The sequence below is a fragment of the Natronohydrobacter thiooxidans genome (genome assembly GCF_001884735.1).
Taxonomy (GTDB): domain Bacteria; phylum Pseudomonadota; class Alphaproteobacteria; order Rhodobacterales; family Rhodobacteraceae; genus Roseinatronobacter; species Roseinatronobacter thiooxidans_A.
In genome coordinates this window covers 737,320-751,056 of record NZ_MJAP01000034.1, presented here as the reverse complement: position 1 = coordinate 751,056, position 13,737 = coordinate 737,320, and the positions used below count along the sequence as shown (strand labels likewise).

Here is a 13,737-nt window from a genome sequence, read left to right as displayed (position 1 = left end):
GAAAATCATCAAGTAATCAAGACCCTACGCCTTGACCTTAAAGGGGCGTGTGAGGTCACACGCCCCTTTTGGATTCGAGGCAAAAATGAAAAACGTTTTCAGAATCTTCGAAAAGAAGATCGAAGCTTACCCGACCGACGCGCCGCGCCAGCCGCCCGGCACGCTTACCGGTTTCACCCTTCATTTCGCGCGACCGGTGCTGCCCTGGCTTCTGGCCATGTCGGGCCTGTCGATCATTTTCGCCATAATCGAGATCATCCTGATCGGCTATCTGGGCACGCTGGTGAACCGGATGACTGCGCTTGGCCCCGAGCGCTTTCTGGCCGAGGAAGGCGCGCGGCTGATGGGCATGGCCGGGCTGCAACTGGTGGCGCTGCCGGTCATCTCGGTCATTGGCGCGCTGGTCATGTATCAGGCGATCATGGGCAATTTCCCGCAGCGGATCCGCTGGCAGACGCATCGCTGGCTGCTCGGTCAGTCGATGGGCTATTTTCAGGATGAATTCGCAGGCCGGATCGCCACGCGGATGATGCAGACCGCGCTCGCGGTGCGCGAAGTGGTCATGAAGCTGATGGATGTCGCTGTCTATATCTGCGCCTATTTCCTTGGCACGCTCTGGCTGGCGGCGACGCAGGACACCTGGCTTGCGCTCCCGTTCCTGCTGTGGTCGGTGGCTTATGGCGTGCTTCTCTGGCTGATCGTGCCGCGTCTGGGAAGAGTGTCGCAACAGCAGGCCGATGCGCGCGCGATGATGACGGGGCGGATCGTGGACAGCTACACCAATATCGCTACGGTGAAGCTGTTCAGCCATGCCGCGCGTGAAGAAAGCTATGCGCGCGAGGGGCTGGACGGGTTCCTGCAGACGGTCTACCGGCAGATGCGACTGGTGGCGCTGCAGGATGTGGGCGTCAATTTCATCAATGCGCTTCTGACCGCTGCGGTGACGGGCATGGGCCTTTGGCTATGGCTGAATGGCCGGGTCGAACTGGGGGCGCTGGCGGTGGCGATCCCGCTGGCGCTGCGGCTGGGCAACATGTCGCATTGGATCATGTGGGAATTCGCAGCGCTTTTCGAGAATATCGGGACAGTGCGCGACGGGGTATCCTCGCTTTCGCTGCCGCAGGATATTGTGGATGCACCCAAGGCCATGCCCCTGAAAGCCGAAAAAGGCGCGGTGCGGTTCGAGAATGTGACCTTCCGCTATGAAGGGCTGGCGGTGAAGAAACCCGCCGTGCTGGACGGGCTTTCGCTGAATATCGCGCCGGGCGAAAAGATCGGGCTGGTGGGGCGGTCGGGCGCGGGCAAGTCCACGCTCGTCAATCTGCTCTTGCGGTTTTACGACGTGAAACAGGGGCGTATCCTGATTGACGGTCAGGATATTGCGAGTGTGACGCAGGACAGCCTGCGCGCTGCGATCGGCATGGTGACACAGGACACGGCACTTCTGCACCGCTCGGTGCGCGACAATATCGCCTATGGTCGGCCCGATGCCAGCGAGGCGCAGATCCTTGCCGCCGCGGATATGGCCGAGGCGCGCGATTTCATCGCTGATCTGTCGGATGCCAAGGGCCGCCGTGGTCTTGAGGCGCATGTGGGCGAGCGCGGGGTGAAACTCTCGGGCGGGCAGCGCCAGCGGATCGCGATTGCGCGGGTGGCGCTGAAGGATGCGCCGATCCTGATTCTCGATGAGGCGACCTCGGCGCTGGATTCGGAAGTGGAAGCCGCGATCCAGAGCCAGTTGACCAAGCTCATGGAGGGCAAGACCGTGATCGCGATTGCGCATCGGCTGTCCACGATTGCGGCGATGGACCGGCTGGTGGTGATGGATCAGGGAAGGATCATCGAGCAGGGGCGGCATGAGGATTTGCTGGCAGAGGGCGGGCTTTATGCGCGGCTCTGGGCGCGGCAATCAGGGGGCTTTCTGCTGGATGATGCCTGAATGCGTTTGAAACCGGGAAGGGCCGGGGCTGCTGGAGGGATCAATTCCTCCGCAGCGCGGCGCATTCGCGCGCGGTCAGAAGCGCCCGCTCATGGCCCACCCGCCCGACCCTTGCCATTCGCGGGCGCTGTCCGGCGGTGCCGGACGGGTATTCTGCAGGGGCTTTGCGGAAGCTGTTGCGCCCGCGCAACGGCAGGCGTAAGCCAAGGAAACCCGGCCGGAAAGGACCAGCATCATGACGTCATGCGCAATTTGTGGGGCCGAAGGGCCGTTGCGCGCGGTTGCGATTGCGCCGCGTGACACTGCGCTGGCCCTGTGCGGAACCTGTGCCGCAGGGAGTGCAGGCGAGATTGCGCCCGCGCCGCATTGGTCCTGTCTGCAATCGGCGATCTGGAGCGAGCGGCCCGAGGTGCAGATCGCGGCCTGGCGGCTGACCCATGCGCTGCGCGCAGAGCCCTGGGCGGCGGAACTCTTGGAAACGGTCTGGCTGGAGCCGGATCTGCTGGCCGAGGCCGAAGCGCATCCGATTGCGGGGGCAGAGGCGGGCGAGATGCATCGCGACAGCAACGGGGCGGTGCTGGCGCAGGGCGATACCGTGGTGCTGATCAAGGATCTGCCGGTCAAGGGGGCCGGGTTCACGGCCAAACGCGGAACGGCGGTGCGCGGGATTTCTCTGGTGCCGGAGAATGCGGGCCAGATCGAGGGGCGTGTGAATGGCCAGCGTATCGTGATCCTGACGCAATTCGTGAAAAAATCTGCATGAGACCAAGAGGCTGAGCATGCCGCAATTTCCGGCGCCCGAGACGCGCTTTCCCATCACGCTGCCCGATGGCAGCCTGCATCGCGACACGGTGTTTCTGCGCGCGGTGATCGACCATCCGCGCTGGGAGATCGGCGATTATAGCTATGCCAGTTCCGAGACTCCGCCCGAGGATTGGGCGCATGAACTGGCCCCCTATCTTTATGAATTCTCGCAGGACCGGCTGATTCTGGGGAGGTTCTGCCAGATCGCGGATTCCGTGCGCTTCATCACCGCCGGGGCCAATCATCGCTATGACGGGTTTTCCTCCTATCCGTTTGCGATCTTTCATCGCGAATTCGAGGGTGCGCCGTCATTGCCCGGACCGGGCAAGGATATCGTCATCGGCAATGATGTCTGGATCGGGCAGGGGGCGCGGATTCTGCCCGGTGCGCGGATCGGGGACGGGGTGATCATCGGCGCAGGCGCGGTGGTGGGCGGCAGGGTTGCGCCCTATCAGGTGGTGATCGGCAATCCGGGGCGGGTGTCGCGCGCGCGGTTCGCGCCCGAGGTGGTGGCGCGGTTGCTGGAACTGCGCTGGTGGGACTGGCCGATTGACCGGATCCTCGCGCATGAGGCGGCGATCTGCGGCGGGGATCTGGTGGCGCTGGAGCGGGCGGGACGGGAAGTGGGGCAGGCGTGATTTCCCTCTTGATCTTGGGGCGCGCCTGACTTAACCCCTGCACACGGACTTAGGGGTATAGCTCAGTTGGTAGAGCATCGGTCTCCAAAACCGAGGGTCGGGGGTTCGAGTCCCTCTGCCCCTGCCAGTCCGGGGATGGTTGTGGTGCATATCGGTGCACACAAATCCGCAAGCACCCATTTTCAGGCGCTGTGCATGGCCAATCGCGCGGCGCTGCGCGCCTGCGGCTGTGCCTATTTCGGCCCGGAGCGGCTGCGCGATGATCTGAAACTTCCCGGCTATTATCCCTCGCGGGATGCGATGCGGGGGCAGGGGGCGGCGTTGCGGCAGGTGCTTGGGGCTGAAAGCAGGGCAGGACGATGCGTGCTGCTGTCGGATGAGAATATCCTTGGCAGTCCGCGACCGCCGGCGACAATGTCGGGCGCGCAGCTTTATCCGAAGGCCGCGGCACGGCTGGAGGCGGCTTTCGCGGCGCTGGATCTGAGCGGGGTGCGGCTGGCGCTCTGTATCCGCAATCCGCTGGACTGGCTGGTGTCGGGCTGGGGGCATCAGTTTCTGGCCGGGCGGCCGGTCGGGTTTGAGGATTTTTGTTCCGGGATCGCGCCCATGGCCCTGCGCTGGTCGGAGATGGCGGGGCGTCTGCTGGGGCTGGAGGCGGTGTCGGGTGTGGTGCTCTGGCGCTATGAGGATTACCGGGCGCTGGCCCCACAGCTGCCGACCGCGCTTGTCGGGCTGGAGCCGCTGCCAGTGCAGGCGATGCCCGAGGAAGGCCGCGCGCGGCGCTATCTGACCGGACCTTCGGCGCGGGCGATCACGGCCTTGCCCCGGATCATGGCGCGCGAGCCTGACCTGACGGCACATGCGGCCATGCGCAAGGCGATGTCGCGCTTTCCCAAAGGCGCGAACTGGCCGGGGCCGCAGCCTTTTGCCGCCGCGCAGCGGGCAGAGGCGCAGCAAAGCTATCTTGAGGATTGGGCGCGGCTCGCGGAGCTGGAGAGTGTGACCTGTCTGACACCGTGAGGGGGGCGGTTTCCTGCCTGCGGGTGGAATCAGCCTTGAAACCGGGCAGGGGGCTGCGTATGTGAGGCCCACGTCCAAGGAGTCTGACTATGGCCAAGACCAATCCGTTCCAGTTCATGCAGCAAGTGCGCGCCGAGACCGCCAAGGTCAGCTGGCCGAACCGGCGCGAGGTGGTTGTGACCACGATCATGGTGCTGATCATGGCCACGCTGACGGCGGTGTTTTTCTTCCTTGTGGATCTGCTGATCCGCACCGGTCTGGTGACGACGCTGGGCTTCTTCAACTAAGCCGGGACTGCATGTCCGGCAGGGCTTGAAAAGCCGCGCCCCGCACTGTAATGCAGCCCTCAAAGCGCACCGACTCGGTGCGCTGTTTGTTTTGACCTTCTGACACGGTGCCGCCGCGCGATCCTGCGGGGATGTGTCAGCCTGATGCGGGCAGGGCCCCGTGGCAGGACGAGAGCAGGAAGTGGGAAGACATGGCCAAGCGCTGGTATTCGGTAAGCGTGTTGTCGAATTTCGAGAAGAAAGTGGCCGAGGCCATTCGCACCGCTGTGGCCGAGGGCGGTCTGGAGGACCAGATCGAGGAAGTGCTGGTGCCGACCGAGGAAGTGATCGAGGTGCGGCGCGGCAAGAAAGTGACATCCGAGCGCCGTTTCATGCCCGGCTATGTGCTGGTGCGTATGGAGATGAGCGCGAAAGCCTATCATCTGATCAATTCGATCAACCGCGTGACCGGGTTTCTGGGCTCGCAGGGCAAGCCGATGCCGATGCGCGATGATGAGGTGAATGCGATCCTCAACCGCGTGCAGGAAGGCGAGGAAGCCCCGCGCACGCTGATCCATTTCGAGATCGGCGAGCAGGTCAAGGTCACGGATGGCCCGTTCGAGGGGTTCTCGGGCGTGGTCGAGGAAGTGGACGACGCCGCCAATCGCCTGAAGGTGATGGTGTCGATCTTTGGCCGGGCCACCCCGGTCGATCTGGAATTCACGCAGGTCTCGAAAGATATCTGACGTGATGTACCCGTGGGAGGTGGCCGGGCGCGCCCGGTGACACCGCACCACTAAACCGCAAGGAGCCCTGCGCAGGCGTGCATGGGGCCAGGTGAAAGAAGGAGAGGCCAGATGGCCAAGAAAGTGATCGGGCAGCTCAAGCTGCAAATTCCGGCGGGCAAAGCCACCCCGTCGCCCCCTGTTGGCCCTGCTCTGGGTCAGCGCGGCATCAATATCATGATGTTCACCAAGGAATTCAACGCGCGCACGGCCGAAATGGAGCCGGGCTCGCCGATTCCGACCGTGATCACCTATTATCAGGACAAGTCCTTCACGATGGACCTGAAAACGCCGCCGGCGTCCTGGTATCTGAAGCGCGCAGCGGGCCTCAAGCCGCAGGGCAAGCGCAACCGTGCCCAAGGCTCGCCGATGCCGGGCCGCAAGGTTCAGGGCACCGTGACCACCAAGCAGATCCGCGAGATCGCCGAAGCCAAGATGAAAGATCTGAATGCGACCACCATCGAGGGCGCAATGCAGATCATCGCAGGCTCTGCGAAATCCTGCGGCATCGAAGTGAAAGGCTAAGGTCATGGCGAAACTCGGAAAACGTATCAAGGCCGCTCGTGAAGCCTTTGCCGGCAAGGAAAACCTGTCGGTCGAGGACGCGATTGCGCTGATCAAGGGCAATGTCTCGGCGAAATTCGACGAGACTGTGGAAGTCGCGATGAATCTGGGCGTCGATCCGCGCCATGCGGACCAGATGGTGCGCGGCGTGGTCACGCTGCCCAATGGCACCGGGAAAACCGTGCGCGTTGCGGTCTTTGCCCGTGGCCCCAAGGCGGATGAAGCCAAGGCAGCGGGTGCCGATATCGTCGGTGCGGAAGACCTGATGGAAACCATCCAGTCGGGCAAGATCGAGTTCGACCGTTGCATCGCAACGCCGGACATGATGCCGATTGTTGGTCGTCTGGGTAAAATCCTTGGCCCCCGCAACCTGATGCCGAACCCCAAAGTGGGCACCGTGACGATGGATGTGGCCGGTGCCGTGGAAAGCGCCAAGGGCGGTCAGGTCCAGTTCAAGGTCGAAAAGGCCGGGATCATCCATGCCGGGATCGGCAAAGCCTCGTTCGAGGCCGGGAAACTGGCTGAGAACCTGCGCGCTTTCGTGGATGCTGTGGCCAAGGCCAAGCCCACAGGTGCCAAGGGCGCTTATCTCAAGAAGGTCTCGGTCAGCTCTTCGATGGGGCCGGGCGTGTCGGTGGACGTGACCAGCGCGACGCAGCGCTGAGGCCAGTGCCACAGAATTTGAAAGGGCGGCCTTGCGGGGCCGCCCTTTTGCTTTGGCGCGCAAGACCCGCGCTTCGGGTTATGGCAAGGCGCAAGAATAGTTGTGATGCGCCCTGCGATGTCGTGGAATGGGTAGGCGGGGCCTGGAGCCTCGTGTGCCATTTCGCGCGGACATGAAATTGCCCAGGTGGTCTGGAGACCGATACTGGATTTCATGCCCGGTTCACCGCCTTGGTTCAGGCGATCTGTGTGACGATGGCCTCGCGGGGTTTGCGCACTTTTTCCATGGGAAGGAGCCAGTCGCCTGCCGTGTCACGGTAGCCCAGCGGCATAAGCAGGACGGAGCGCAAGCCACGTTCCTTCAGACCAAGGATCGCGTCAACGGCCTCGGGGTCAAAGCCTTCCATCGGTGTGCTGTCGACTTCCTGTTCGGCGGCGGCAACCAATGCGACTCCGAGGGCGATATAGGCCTGACGCGCGGCGTGGGTATAGTTTTCTTCGGCGTCGCGGGGCAGGTAGGCGGCTTTGAGATTCTCGTAATAGGCTTGCAGCATAGGCAGGTCGCCGCGGGCATCGACGTTCAGTTGCACCACCTCGTCGATTCGGTCAGCGGTGTAATTGTCCCATGCGGCGAATACCAGCAGATGCGAGCCATCGGTGATCTGCGCCTGCCCGCTGGCCGCTGCGGCGATCTGGCTGCGGATTTCGGCGTTTGTGATCACGAGCAGCTCGAAGGGTTGGGTGCCGCTGGAGGTGGGGGCCATGCGGATTGCCTCGATGATGGCATCGACCTTTTCCTGCGGGACTGCTTTCGCGGGATCCATTTTCTTGGTGGCGTAGCGCCAGGTCAGATGATCATTCAGTGCCTTGGGTGTCATGTCTGCTTTCCGTTGTCAGAGCCCGTAAAGGGCAGTATCAATTTGTAACTGACTAACTAGGCAGAACCGAAAACCGTGACAAGAAGGCACATTTCTGAGACTTGGTTACATGTGAGGAACCACTATGCTGGACAACAATCGATGCCCTGATTGCACACGTATCAACGAAGTCTTGTCGCGCGTTGGCGATCGCTGGAGCGTTCTTGTCATCATCGCGCTGGCCCGGCACGGGACATTGCGATTCAATGAACTCAAGAGGAGCCTCGGGATTTCTCAGCGCATGTTGAGCCTGACCCTGAAGGAGTTGGAACGAGACGGTCTCGTGAAGCGAACCCATCATCCGACGATCCCGCCAAAGGTGGAATACACCCTGACCGAGATGGGGCAGTCGTTTCGTGAACCAGTAAGCGCTCTGGGCAATTGGGCGCTGGAGAACCAGAAGGAGATCGAGGCCGCGCGTCAAGCTTATGACAAGGCGGTTGAGGAGTAAGCGCGTGGTCGATGGGCGTTGGTTTTCTGCATAGAAGGCAGGAACGGGAGGTCAGCGAGCCCTCGTAAAGCCAGTAGCTCAGCCCCAGCGCCCCAGCGCCGCCTCATCCGCATCCTTGGCCGCGACCCATTCCGCGCCCTCGCCTGAAAATTCCTTCTTCCAGAAGGGCGCGCGGGATTTCAGGTAATCCATCAGGAAATCCGCCGCCGCGAAAGCATCGGCGCGGTGGCGCGCGGCGGTGGCGACCATCATGATCTTCTCGCCCGGCTCCATCCGCCCGTAGCGGTGGATGATCAGGCACCCGGCGAGGGACCAGCGGCGGGCGGCCTCTTCGGCGATCTGGGTCAGGGCGCGTTCGGTCATGCCGGGGTAATGTTCGATCTCCATCGCCTGCAGCGCGCCGCCGTCATTGCGCACGATGCCGCAGAAGGTGACGACGGCGCCGATATCTGCGCGCGCATCCGTGAAGCGGGCAGATTCCGCGCCATAGTCGAACGGGGCCTCCTGGACGCGGATATCCATCTCAGCCCCCGGTCATGGGCGGGAAGAAGGCCACTTCGCGCACACCGGCAAGGGGGGCGTCGAATTCGGCCAGATCCTGATCGAGCGCGACGCGCACCGCCGAGAGATCCGAGAAGGCCAGCGCATAGCGCTCCTCGCGCAGGCGCAGTTCATCGACCAGATCGGCGACGGTGACGGCCTCGGTGGTGATGGTTTCGCGCGGCAGGCCGATGCGTTCGCGCAGCCAGGCGAAATAGAGGATATCGAGCGTCATTTGGGTGTGTCTTTCAGGAATGGCAGGGATTTGCGGAAATAGTCCCAGCCAGTGATCAGGGTCAGGAGTGCGGCGACCCAGATCAGGGCGAGGCCGAAATTCCAGACGTAATTGCCGCCATGCCGAGCCAGATCGACGACGCTGACATCCGAGGTGCCGATATCGCTGAGCGCTTCGATCAGGGCGCGGTGGCTGCGCAGGGAGGCAGCCTCGCGGACATATTCGAGGCCCATGGCCAGAAACAGCACTGCAATCGCAGTCATCTGCGCGGTGGTTTTCCATTTGGCGAGATTGGTGACTTTCAAGAGCCCTGCCTTGTCGCCGAGAAATTCACGCAGGCCGGAGACGAACACCTCGCGGAAGAGGATCGCAGTGGCGGGCAGGATCAGCCAGGGGTCCATGCCGGAATAGCCGGTGATGACCAGAAGTGCGATCACCACCATGGCCTTGTCGGCGATGGGATCGAGCATCGCGCCAAGGCGGCTTTCCTGTTTCCAGGCCCGCGCCAGATAGCCGTCGAAGAAATCGGTGATCGCGGCGAGTGCGAAAAGGGCCAGCGCGAACCAGTCGGCCCAGGGGCGGTGGAAATAGAGGAACATCACCGCGACGCCCGGTGCGGCCAGCAGGCGCAGGACAGTCAGGATATTGGGGACAGTCCAGGTCGACATGGGTTTGGGTCCGGTACCGGGGGCAGCGTGCAGCGTCATGGTCAGCATCCTGAAAGCGCGGCAGGGGAAATGCAAGCCCCGGCCCTGAAAGCCTGAAGCCAGAGATAAGCCGCTCAGAGCCTGCCAGCAAGCCACGCGCCGATCAGGAAATGCGCGATGGCCCCTTTTCGCGCAGGCAGGAGGTCGGGATGGCTGCCGCTCCAGGCGCGCAGGATTTCCTCGCGGGGGAACCAGCGGGCATCTTCCAGTTCGTCATCCAGCGTGATTTCGCGGCTGGTGGCTTCGGCAACAGCGCCGAACATCAGCGAATTGGGAAAGGGCCAGGGCTGCGAGGCGACATAGCGCACCGGGCCAAGGCGGATCGCGGCTTCCTCGAACACTTCGCGGGCGACGGCGGCTTCGAGCGTCTCGCCCGGCTCGATGAAGCCTGCAAGCGCGGAATACATCCGTTCGGGCCAGCCCGGCGAGCGGCCCAGGAGGACGTCATTGCCATGGGTCACCAGCATGATCACCACCGGGTCGGTGCGCGGGAAATGCTTGGCGCCGCAGGCGGGGCATTGGCGTTCCCATCCGGCCATCGTGGCGGTGCTTGGCTGGCCGCAGGCGGCGCAGAACCCATGCGTGCGGTGCCAGTTGAAAAGCGCGCGGGCGGTGGCGGCAAGGGCGGCTTCGGGCGCGTCAAGCTGGGCCATGGCCATGCGCAATTCGCCGAAATGCATGTCCGGGGCGGCGGCGGGGTGGCGCTGGATCGAGCTGTCGAGGAACATGGCGAGCGCGGCGCGGTCGAGCGCGTCGGGTTCCCATGCCGAGAGATCGGCGGCGAAACGCGCATGGCCCTGATGCTGGCCGAGATAGAGAAACGGGCGCGGGGCATGGCGCAGCATCGGATGATCGGGCGGCACCCAGCCGAGCGCGGTTCCGGCCAGATGCGGCTTGCCGCGCCAGAGGGGCAGCACGCGCGTGCGCGGATTGTCGAGCGCCTGCGCCAATGCGCCCGCATCGTCGCGGCGCAGCGCATCGCGTGTGTCCCATTCACTGCCAAAGGCAAATTGCATCGCGCGGGTTCCTGCCGCTGCTGCTGTTTCATGCTTACCTGTCAGCTTTGCCCGCGCGCGGCAATGGCTATTTATATCGTTAACAATCGGCGGTTGTGAACGGCATCGCGTTGGAATATCATCTGAATCTGCAAGATGTGCCGCCGCCGGACACAAAATAATCACCATTGGCGCCAGATTTTCGCCGCATGTCTGAAGAAAGTTCTCACGAGGCCATTGACGTAAAGATGCATGAGAACATGAAACAGGACCGGCTGGATTTCGCGTCAGATGTCGCAGTCTCTGCGACTGTCGATCTTCGTATCATGGAGACGACGGATCTGCATGTGCATCTGCATCCCTACGATTATTATGCCGATTGTCCCAATCCCGATGTGGGATTGTCGCGGCTGGCCGAACTGATCGATCGGGCCCGCCAGCAGGTGCCGAATTGCCTGTTGTTTGACAATGGCGATTTCCTGCAGGGCACGCCGGTCGGGGATTATTTCGCCTATGACATGGGGCTGAAAGAGGGCGATCTGCACCCGGTCATGGCGGCGATGAATGCGCTGCGCTATGACGCGATCACCATCGGAAACCATGAATTCAATTATGGGATCGAGTTTCTGAACAAGGCACTGCTGCGCGCGGATTGCCCGGTCGTCTCGGCCAATATCCTGCATGAGAAAGGCGGCAACCCGCTTTTGGACCGTCATTTCGCGCGCCCCTACAGCCTGTTGCACCGGACCGTGACGGATCGTGGCGGGCGGGCGCATCCGATCTGCATCGGGGTGATCGGGGTGGCGCCGCCGCAGATCACGATATGGGAACGCCAGATGCTGAACGGGCGGATCCAGACCCGCGACATGGTGGAAGCCGTGCGCGCCTTTGTGCCCGAGATGCGTGCAGGAGGGGCCGATCTGGTGGTGCTGCTGGCGCATTCCGGCATCGGGGCGATCCGGCATAGCGAGAATATGGAGAATGCCGTGATTCCGCTGGCCGGGATCGAGGGGGTGGATCTGATCCTGAGCGGGCATAGCCATCAGGTTTTCCCCTCGCCTGCCTTTGCCGATATTCCGGGCGTCGATATTGTGCGCGGGACGATCTGCGGCAAGCCCACAGTGATGAGCGGGTTTTTCGGCTCGCATCTGGGGCTGATCGATCTGCGGCTGGTGCGTTCGGGCGGGCAATGGGAGATCCTGTCGGCAGAGGTCGAGACGCGCGCGCTGCGCGAGGCGTCGAGCCGGTTTACCCAGCCCGAGGCACCGCAGGGGCCGGTTGTGCTGAACAGCCCCAAGGTGCGCAAGATCGTCACGCGGGCGCATGAGGCGGTGTTGGAAAGCATCCGCCAGCCGATCGGGCGCAGCGCGGCGCCGATCAATTCGTTTTTCGTCTATCTGGGGCAGAGTGCCGCGACGACCCTTGTGGCCGAAGCGCAGCGCGATTTCGTGGCGCAGGGGCTGGCGGGAACGCCGCTGGCGGATCTGCCGCTGCTGTCCGCGGTCGCGCCCTCCAAGGCCGGGGGGCTGGGGGGGGCGCGCAATTTCACCAATATCGCGGCGGGGGTGCTGACATGCCGGTCGCTCGCCGATCTCTATGTCTATCCCAACCGGATTGCGGCCCTGCGGCTGACGGGGGCGGATCTGCTGCTCTGGCTGGAGCGCGCGGCCTCGGCCTATCATCAGATCCATCCCGGTCTGGCGGATCAGCCGCTGATGGATCCGGCCTTTCCGGGCTATAATTTCGAGATGCTCTACGGGCTGGACTATGAGTTCGATCTGGCCGCGCCTGCGCGGTTCAATCATCTGGGCGAGGTGTTGAACCCCGGTGACAGTCGGGTGCGGAATGTGCGCTTTCAGGGCAGGCCGCTGGACCCGGCGCAGGAATTCATCCTCTGCACCAACAGTTTCCGGGCGCATGGGGCTGGCGGGTTTCAGGGCGCGGGGCCGGGCTCGGTGGTGTTCGAGGATGCGCGGGTCACGCGCGAGGTGCTGCGCGCATTTGTGGCGGCGCAGGACTGTCTGGAGATCCCGGCGCGCGCGCCGTTCCGGCTGCAGCCGGTGGCGGGGGCCACGGCGATCCTGAGCACCGGGGTTGCCGCACATCCGCATCTGGAGATGATCGCCGATCACGCCCCCGAGGTGCTGGGGGCCGATGCGCGCGGTTTCATGCGGGTCCGGCTGACACTGTAGCGCAGCAGGCGCAATCGGCGCGGCGTTTCAGGCGCATTGTGCGGGTTTCACTATAGAGCGCGTCCCACAGGATCATGCGCCCGCGCAGCCCGGTGCCTGCGCCGGTGATCTCCTTGAGCGCCTCATTCGCCATCATCGTGCCAAGGATGCCCGGCAGGGGGGCGATGACCCCGGCCTCGGCGCAGCTTGGGGCCAGACCGGGGGCGGGGCGCTGGGGGAAGATGCATTCATAGCAGGGCGCATCTGTCGCCGGGTGATAGAGGCTGATCTGGCCTTCCCATTGGGTGATGGCGGCGGCGATCAGCGGCTTGCCCGTGGCCACAGCCGCGCGATTGACCAGATAGCGGGTGTCGAAATTGTCGGTGCCGTCAAGGATCAGGTCATATTCGGCAAAGAGGGTCGCGGCAGTTTCTGCATCCAGCCTGCGATTGTAGGGGCGGATGGTGATGAACGGGTTGAGGGCCTGCATCGCGGCCTGCGCGGAGAACACCTTGGGCATGCCGATGCGCTCATCGGTATGGATGATCTGGCGCTGCAGATTGGTGCCATCCACCGTGTCATCGTCGATCACGCCGATCGTGCCGACGCCTGCGGCGGCAAGGTAGAGCAACGCGGGCGAACCAAGACCGCCTGCGCCGACGACCAGCACTTTCGCGGATTTCAGTTTCTTCTGCCCGGTGCCGCCGATTTCGCGCAGGATGATGTGGCGGGCGTAGCGGTTCAACTCGGCTTCGCGGAAGCTGTCGGGGTTGGGCTGCGGGGTTTCCGGGGGGCTGCGGCGCAGGCGGGCGATGAGGCGGCTATAGCCGTAGCCCAGCGCCACGACCCCGCCCAGCACCAGCCAGGGGCGTACATCGCCGCCGGTGGCGCGGCGCAGCTCGGCAGTTTCGGGCAGGAGGAGTTGCGCGAGGATGACGGCGAGATAGAGCAGGGCGATCATTATCAGCCGCGCGCGGATGGGGGTTTTCATCACCCAGCCCAGACCCCAGAGCGCGGCCATGAGGAAGAGGACGAGACCCAT

Annotated in this window: 16 protein-coding genes and 1 tRNA gene; 11 read left to right on the top strand and 6 right to left on the bottom strand. The window is 63.5% G+C overall.

Features of this window, described 5'->3' with window-relative positions:
* The first annotated feature begins 85 nt into the window (after positions 1-85).
* The 9 genes from BG457_RS18320 (at position 86) to rplA (ending at position 6,680) form a co-directional block, all read left to right on the top strand.
* Entirely contained in the window at positions 86-1,939 is a 1,854-nt protein-coding gene (locus BG457_RS18320) for an ABC transporter ATP-binding protein (RefSeq protein ID WP_071799197.1), read from the top strand.
* 235 nt (positions 1,940-2,174) lie between these two features.
* Entirely contained in the window at positions 2,175-2,702 is a 528-nt protein-coding gene (locus BG457_RS18315; protein WP_071799196.1) for an alkylphosphonate utilization protein, read from the top strand.
* Positions 2,703-2,718: 16 nt separating this feature from the next.
* On the top strand, positions 2,719-3,381 hold the full coding sequence (locus BG457_RS18310; protein ID WP_071799195.1) for a CatB-related O-acetyltransferase: 663 nt from the start codon (positions 2,719-2,721) through the stop codon (positions 3,379-3,381).
* 51 nt (positions 3,382-3,432) lie between these two features.
* Positions 3,433-3,508: transfer RNA gene (locus BG457_RS18305), tRNA-Trp, on the top strand.
* A gap of 17 nt (positions 3,509-3,525) precedes the next feature.
* Positions 3,526-4,401 (top strand): sulfotransferase domain-containing protein, encoded by an 876-nt coding sequence (locus BG457_RS18300; protein ID WP_139257835.1) that lies wholly within the window; start codon positions 3,526-3,528, stop codon positions 4,399-4,401.
* 89 nt (positions 4,402-4,490) lie between these two features.
* Complete coding sequence (gene secE, locus BG457_RS18295; protein ID WP_071799193.1) at positions 4,491-4,688, top strand: preprotein translocase subunit SecE; 198 nt, start codon at positions 4,491-4,493, stop codon at positions 4,686-4,688.
* A 191-nt stretch (positions 4,689-4,879) separates the two neighbouring features.
* Positions 4,880-5,413 carry a transcription termination/antitermination protein NusG gene (gene nusG / locus BG457_RS18290; protein WP_071799192.1) on the top strand — a complete coding sequence of 178 codons (534 nt, stop codon included), beginning with the start codon at positions 4,880-4,882 and terminating at the stop codon, positions 5,411-5,413.
* Positions 5,414-5,524: 111 nt separating this feature from the next.
* The gene (rplK, locus tag BG457_RS18285; protein ID WP_071799191.1) at positions 5,525-5,977 is read left to right on the top strand and encodes a 50S ribosomal protein L11; all 453 of its coding nucleotides are present in this window, start codon (positions 5,525-5,527) and stop codon (positions 5,975-5,977) included.
* A gap of 4 nt (positions 5,978-5,981) precedes the next feature.
* On the top strand, positions 5,982-6,680 hold the full coding sequence (gene rplA, locus BG457_RS18280; RefSeq protein WP_071799190.1) for a 50S ribosomal protein L1: 699 nt from the start codon (positions 5,982-5,984) through the stop codon (positions 6,678-6,680).
* Positions 6,681-6,915: 235 nt separating this feature from the next.
* Here rplA and BG457_RS18275 read toward each other — a convergent pair whose 3' ends face one another.
* The gene (locus BG457_RS18275) at positions 6,916-7,557 is read right to left on the bottom strand and encodes a nitroreductase family protein (protein WP_071799189.1); all 642 of its coding nucleotides are present in this window, start codon (positions 7,555-7,557) and stop codon (positions 6,916-6,918) included.
* A 124-nt stretch (positions 7,558-7,681) separates the two neighbouring features.
* On the opposite strand from BG457_RS18275, the gene BG457_RS18270 reads away from it, so the two are divergent.
* On the top strand, positions 7,682-8,047 hold the full coding sequence (locus BG457_RS18270; RefSeq protein WP_071799188.1) for a winged helix-turn-helix transcriptional regulator: 366 nt from the start codon (positions 7,682-7,684) through the stop codon (positions 8,045-8,047).
* A 78-nt stretch (positions 8,048-8,125) separates the two neighbouring features.
* On the opposite strand, the gene BG457_RS18265 is transcribed toward BG457_RS18270, so the two are convergent.
* From BG457_RS18265 to nudC, 4 genes are all read right to left on the bottom strand, one after another.
* Positions 8,126-8,569, bottom strand: a complete 444-nt coding sequence (locus tag BG457_RS18265; RefSeq protein ID WP_071799187.1) for a molybdenum cofactor biosynthesis protein MoaE — start codon at positions 8,567-8,569, stop codon at positions 8,126-8,128.
* Between the two features lies 1 nt (position 8,570).
* Entirely contained in the window at positions 8,571-8,822 is a 252-nt protein-coding gene (moaD, locus tag BG457_RS18260) for a molybdopterin converting factor subunit 1 (RefSeq protein ID WP_071799186.1), read from the bottom strand.
* Complete coding sequence (pgsA, locus tag BG457_RS18255; protein ID WP_245771036.1) at positions 8,819-9,529, bottom strand: CDP-diacylglycerol--glycerol-3-phosphate 3-phosphatidyltransferase; 711 nt, start codon at positions 9,527-9,529, stop codon at positions 8,819-8,821. Before pgsA ends, moaD begins: the two co-directional genes overlap by 4 nt.
* Positions 9,530-9,603: 74 nt before the next feature.
* Positions 9,604-10,545, bottom strand: a complete 942-nt coding sequence (nudC, locus tag BG457_RS18250) for an NAD(+) diphosphatase (RefSeq protein WP_071799185.1) — start codon at positions 10,543-10,545, stop codon at positions 9,604-9,606.
* Positions 10,546-10,772: 227 nt separating this feature from the next.
* Here nudC and BG457_RS18245 point away from each other — a divergent pair, with 227 nt between their 5' ends.
* Positions 10,773-12,716, top strand: a complete 1,944-nt coding sequence (locus BG457_RS18245) for a bifunctional 2',3'-cyclic-nucleotide 2'-phosphodiesterase/3'-nucleotidase (protein ID WP_071799184.1) — start codon at positions 10,773-10,775, stop codon at positions 12,714-12,716.
* Here the strand turns inward: BG457_RS18245 and BG457_RS18240 are convergent.
* Positions 12,691-13,737 (bottom strand): HesA/MoeB/ThiF family protein, encoded by a 1,047-nt coding sequence (locus BG457_RS18240; RefSeq protein WP_071799183.1) that lies wholly within the window; start codon positions 13,735-13,737, stop codon positions 12,691-12,693. The two genes, BG457_RS18245 and BG457_RS18240, sit on opposite strands and share 26 nt — an antisense overlap.

Excerpts from the sequence above, each read along its gene's own strand:
- BG457_RS18245 (WP_071799184.1), top strand. The coding sequence starts at position 10,773 with ATGCATGAGAACATGAAACAGGACCGGCTGGATTTCGCGTCAGATGTC.
- pgsA (WP_245771036.1), bottom strand. The coding sequence starts at position 9,529 with ATGACGCTGCACGCTGCCCCCGGTACCGGACCCAAACCCATGTCGACC.
- nusG (WP_071799192.1), top strand. The coding sequence starts at position 4,880 with ATGGCCAAGCGCTGGTATTCGGTAAGCGTGTTGTCGAATTTCGAGAAG.
- BG457_RS18320 (WP_071799197.1), top strand. The coding sequence starts at position 86 with ATGAAAAACGTTTTCAGAATCTTCGAAAAGAAGATCGAAGCTTACCCG.
- rplK (WP_071799191.1), top strand. The coding sequence starts at position 5,525 with ATGGCCAAGAAAGTGATCGGGCAGCTCAAGCTGCAAATTCCGGCGGGC.
- nudC (WP_071799185.1), bottom strand. The coding sequence starts at position 10,545 with ATGCAATTTGCCTTTGGCAGTGAATGGGACACACGCGATGCGCTGCGC.
- BG457_RS18310 (WP_071799195.1), top strand. The coding sequence starts at position 2,719 with ATGCCGCAATTTCCGGCGCCCGAGACGCGCTTTCCCATCACGCTGCCC.
- BG457_RS18275 (WP_071799189.1), bottom strand. The coding sequence starts at position 7,557 with ATGACACCCAAGGCACTGAATGATCATCTGACCTGGCGCTACGCCACC.
- BG457_RS18315 (WP_071799196.1), top strand. The coding sequence starts at position 2,175 with ATGACGTCATGCGCAATTTGTGGGGCCGAAGGGCCGTTGCGCGCGGTT.
- moaD (WP_071799186.1), bottom strand. The coding sequence starts at position 8,822 with ATGACGCTCGATATCCTCTATTTCGCCTGGCTGCGCGAACGCATCGGC.
- BG457_RS18240 (WP_071799183.1), bottom strand. The coding sequence starts at position 13,737 with ATGGGTCTCGTCCTCTTCCTCATGGCCGCGCTCTGGGGTCTGGGCTGG.
- BG457_RS18270 (WP_071799188.1), top strand. The coding sequence starts at position 7,682 with ATGCTGGACAACAATCGATGCCCTGATTGCACACGTATCAACGAAGTC.
- BG457_RS18265 (WP_071799187.1), bottom strand. The coding sequence starts at position 8,569 with ATGGATATCCGCGTCCAGGAGGCCCCGTTCGACTATGGCGCGGAATCT.
- secE (WP_071799193.1), top strand. The coding sequence starts at position 4,491 with ATGGCCAAGACCAATCCGTTCCAGTTCATGCAGCAAGTGCGCGCCGAG.
- rplA (WP_071799190.1), top strand. The coding sequence starts at position 5,982 with ATGGCGAAACTCGGAAAACGTATCAAGGCCGCTCGTGAAGCCTTTGCC.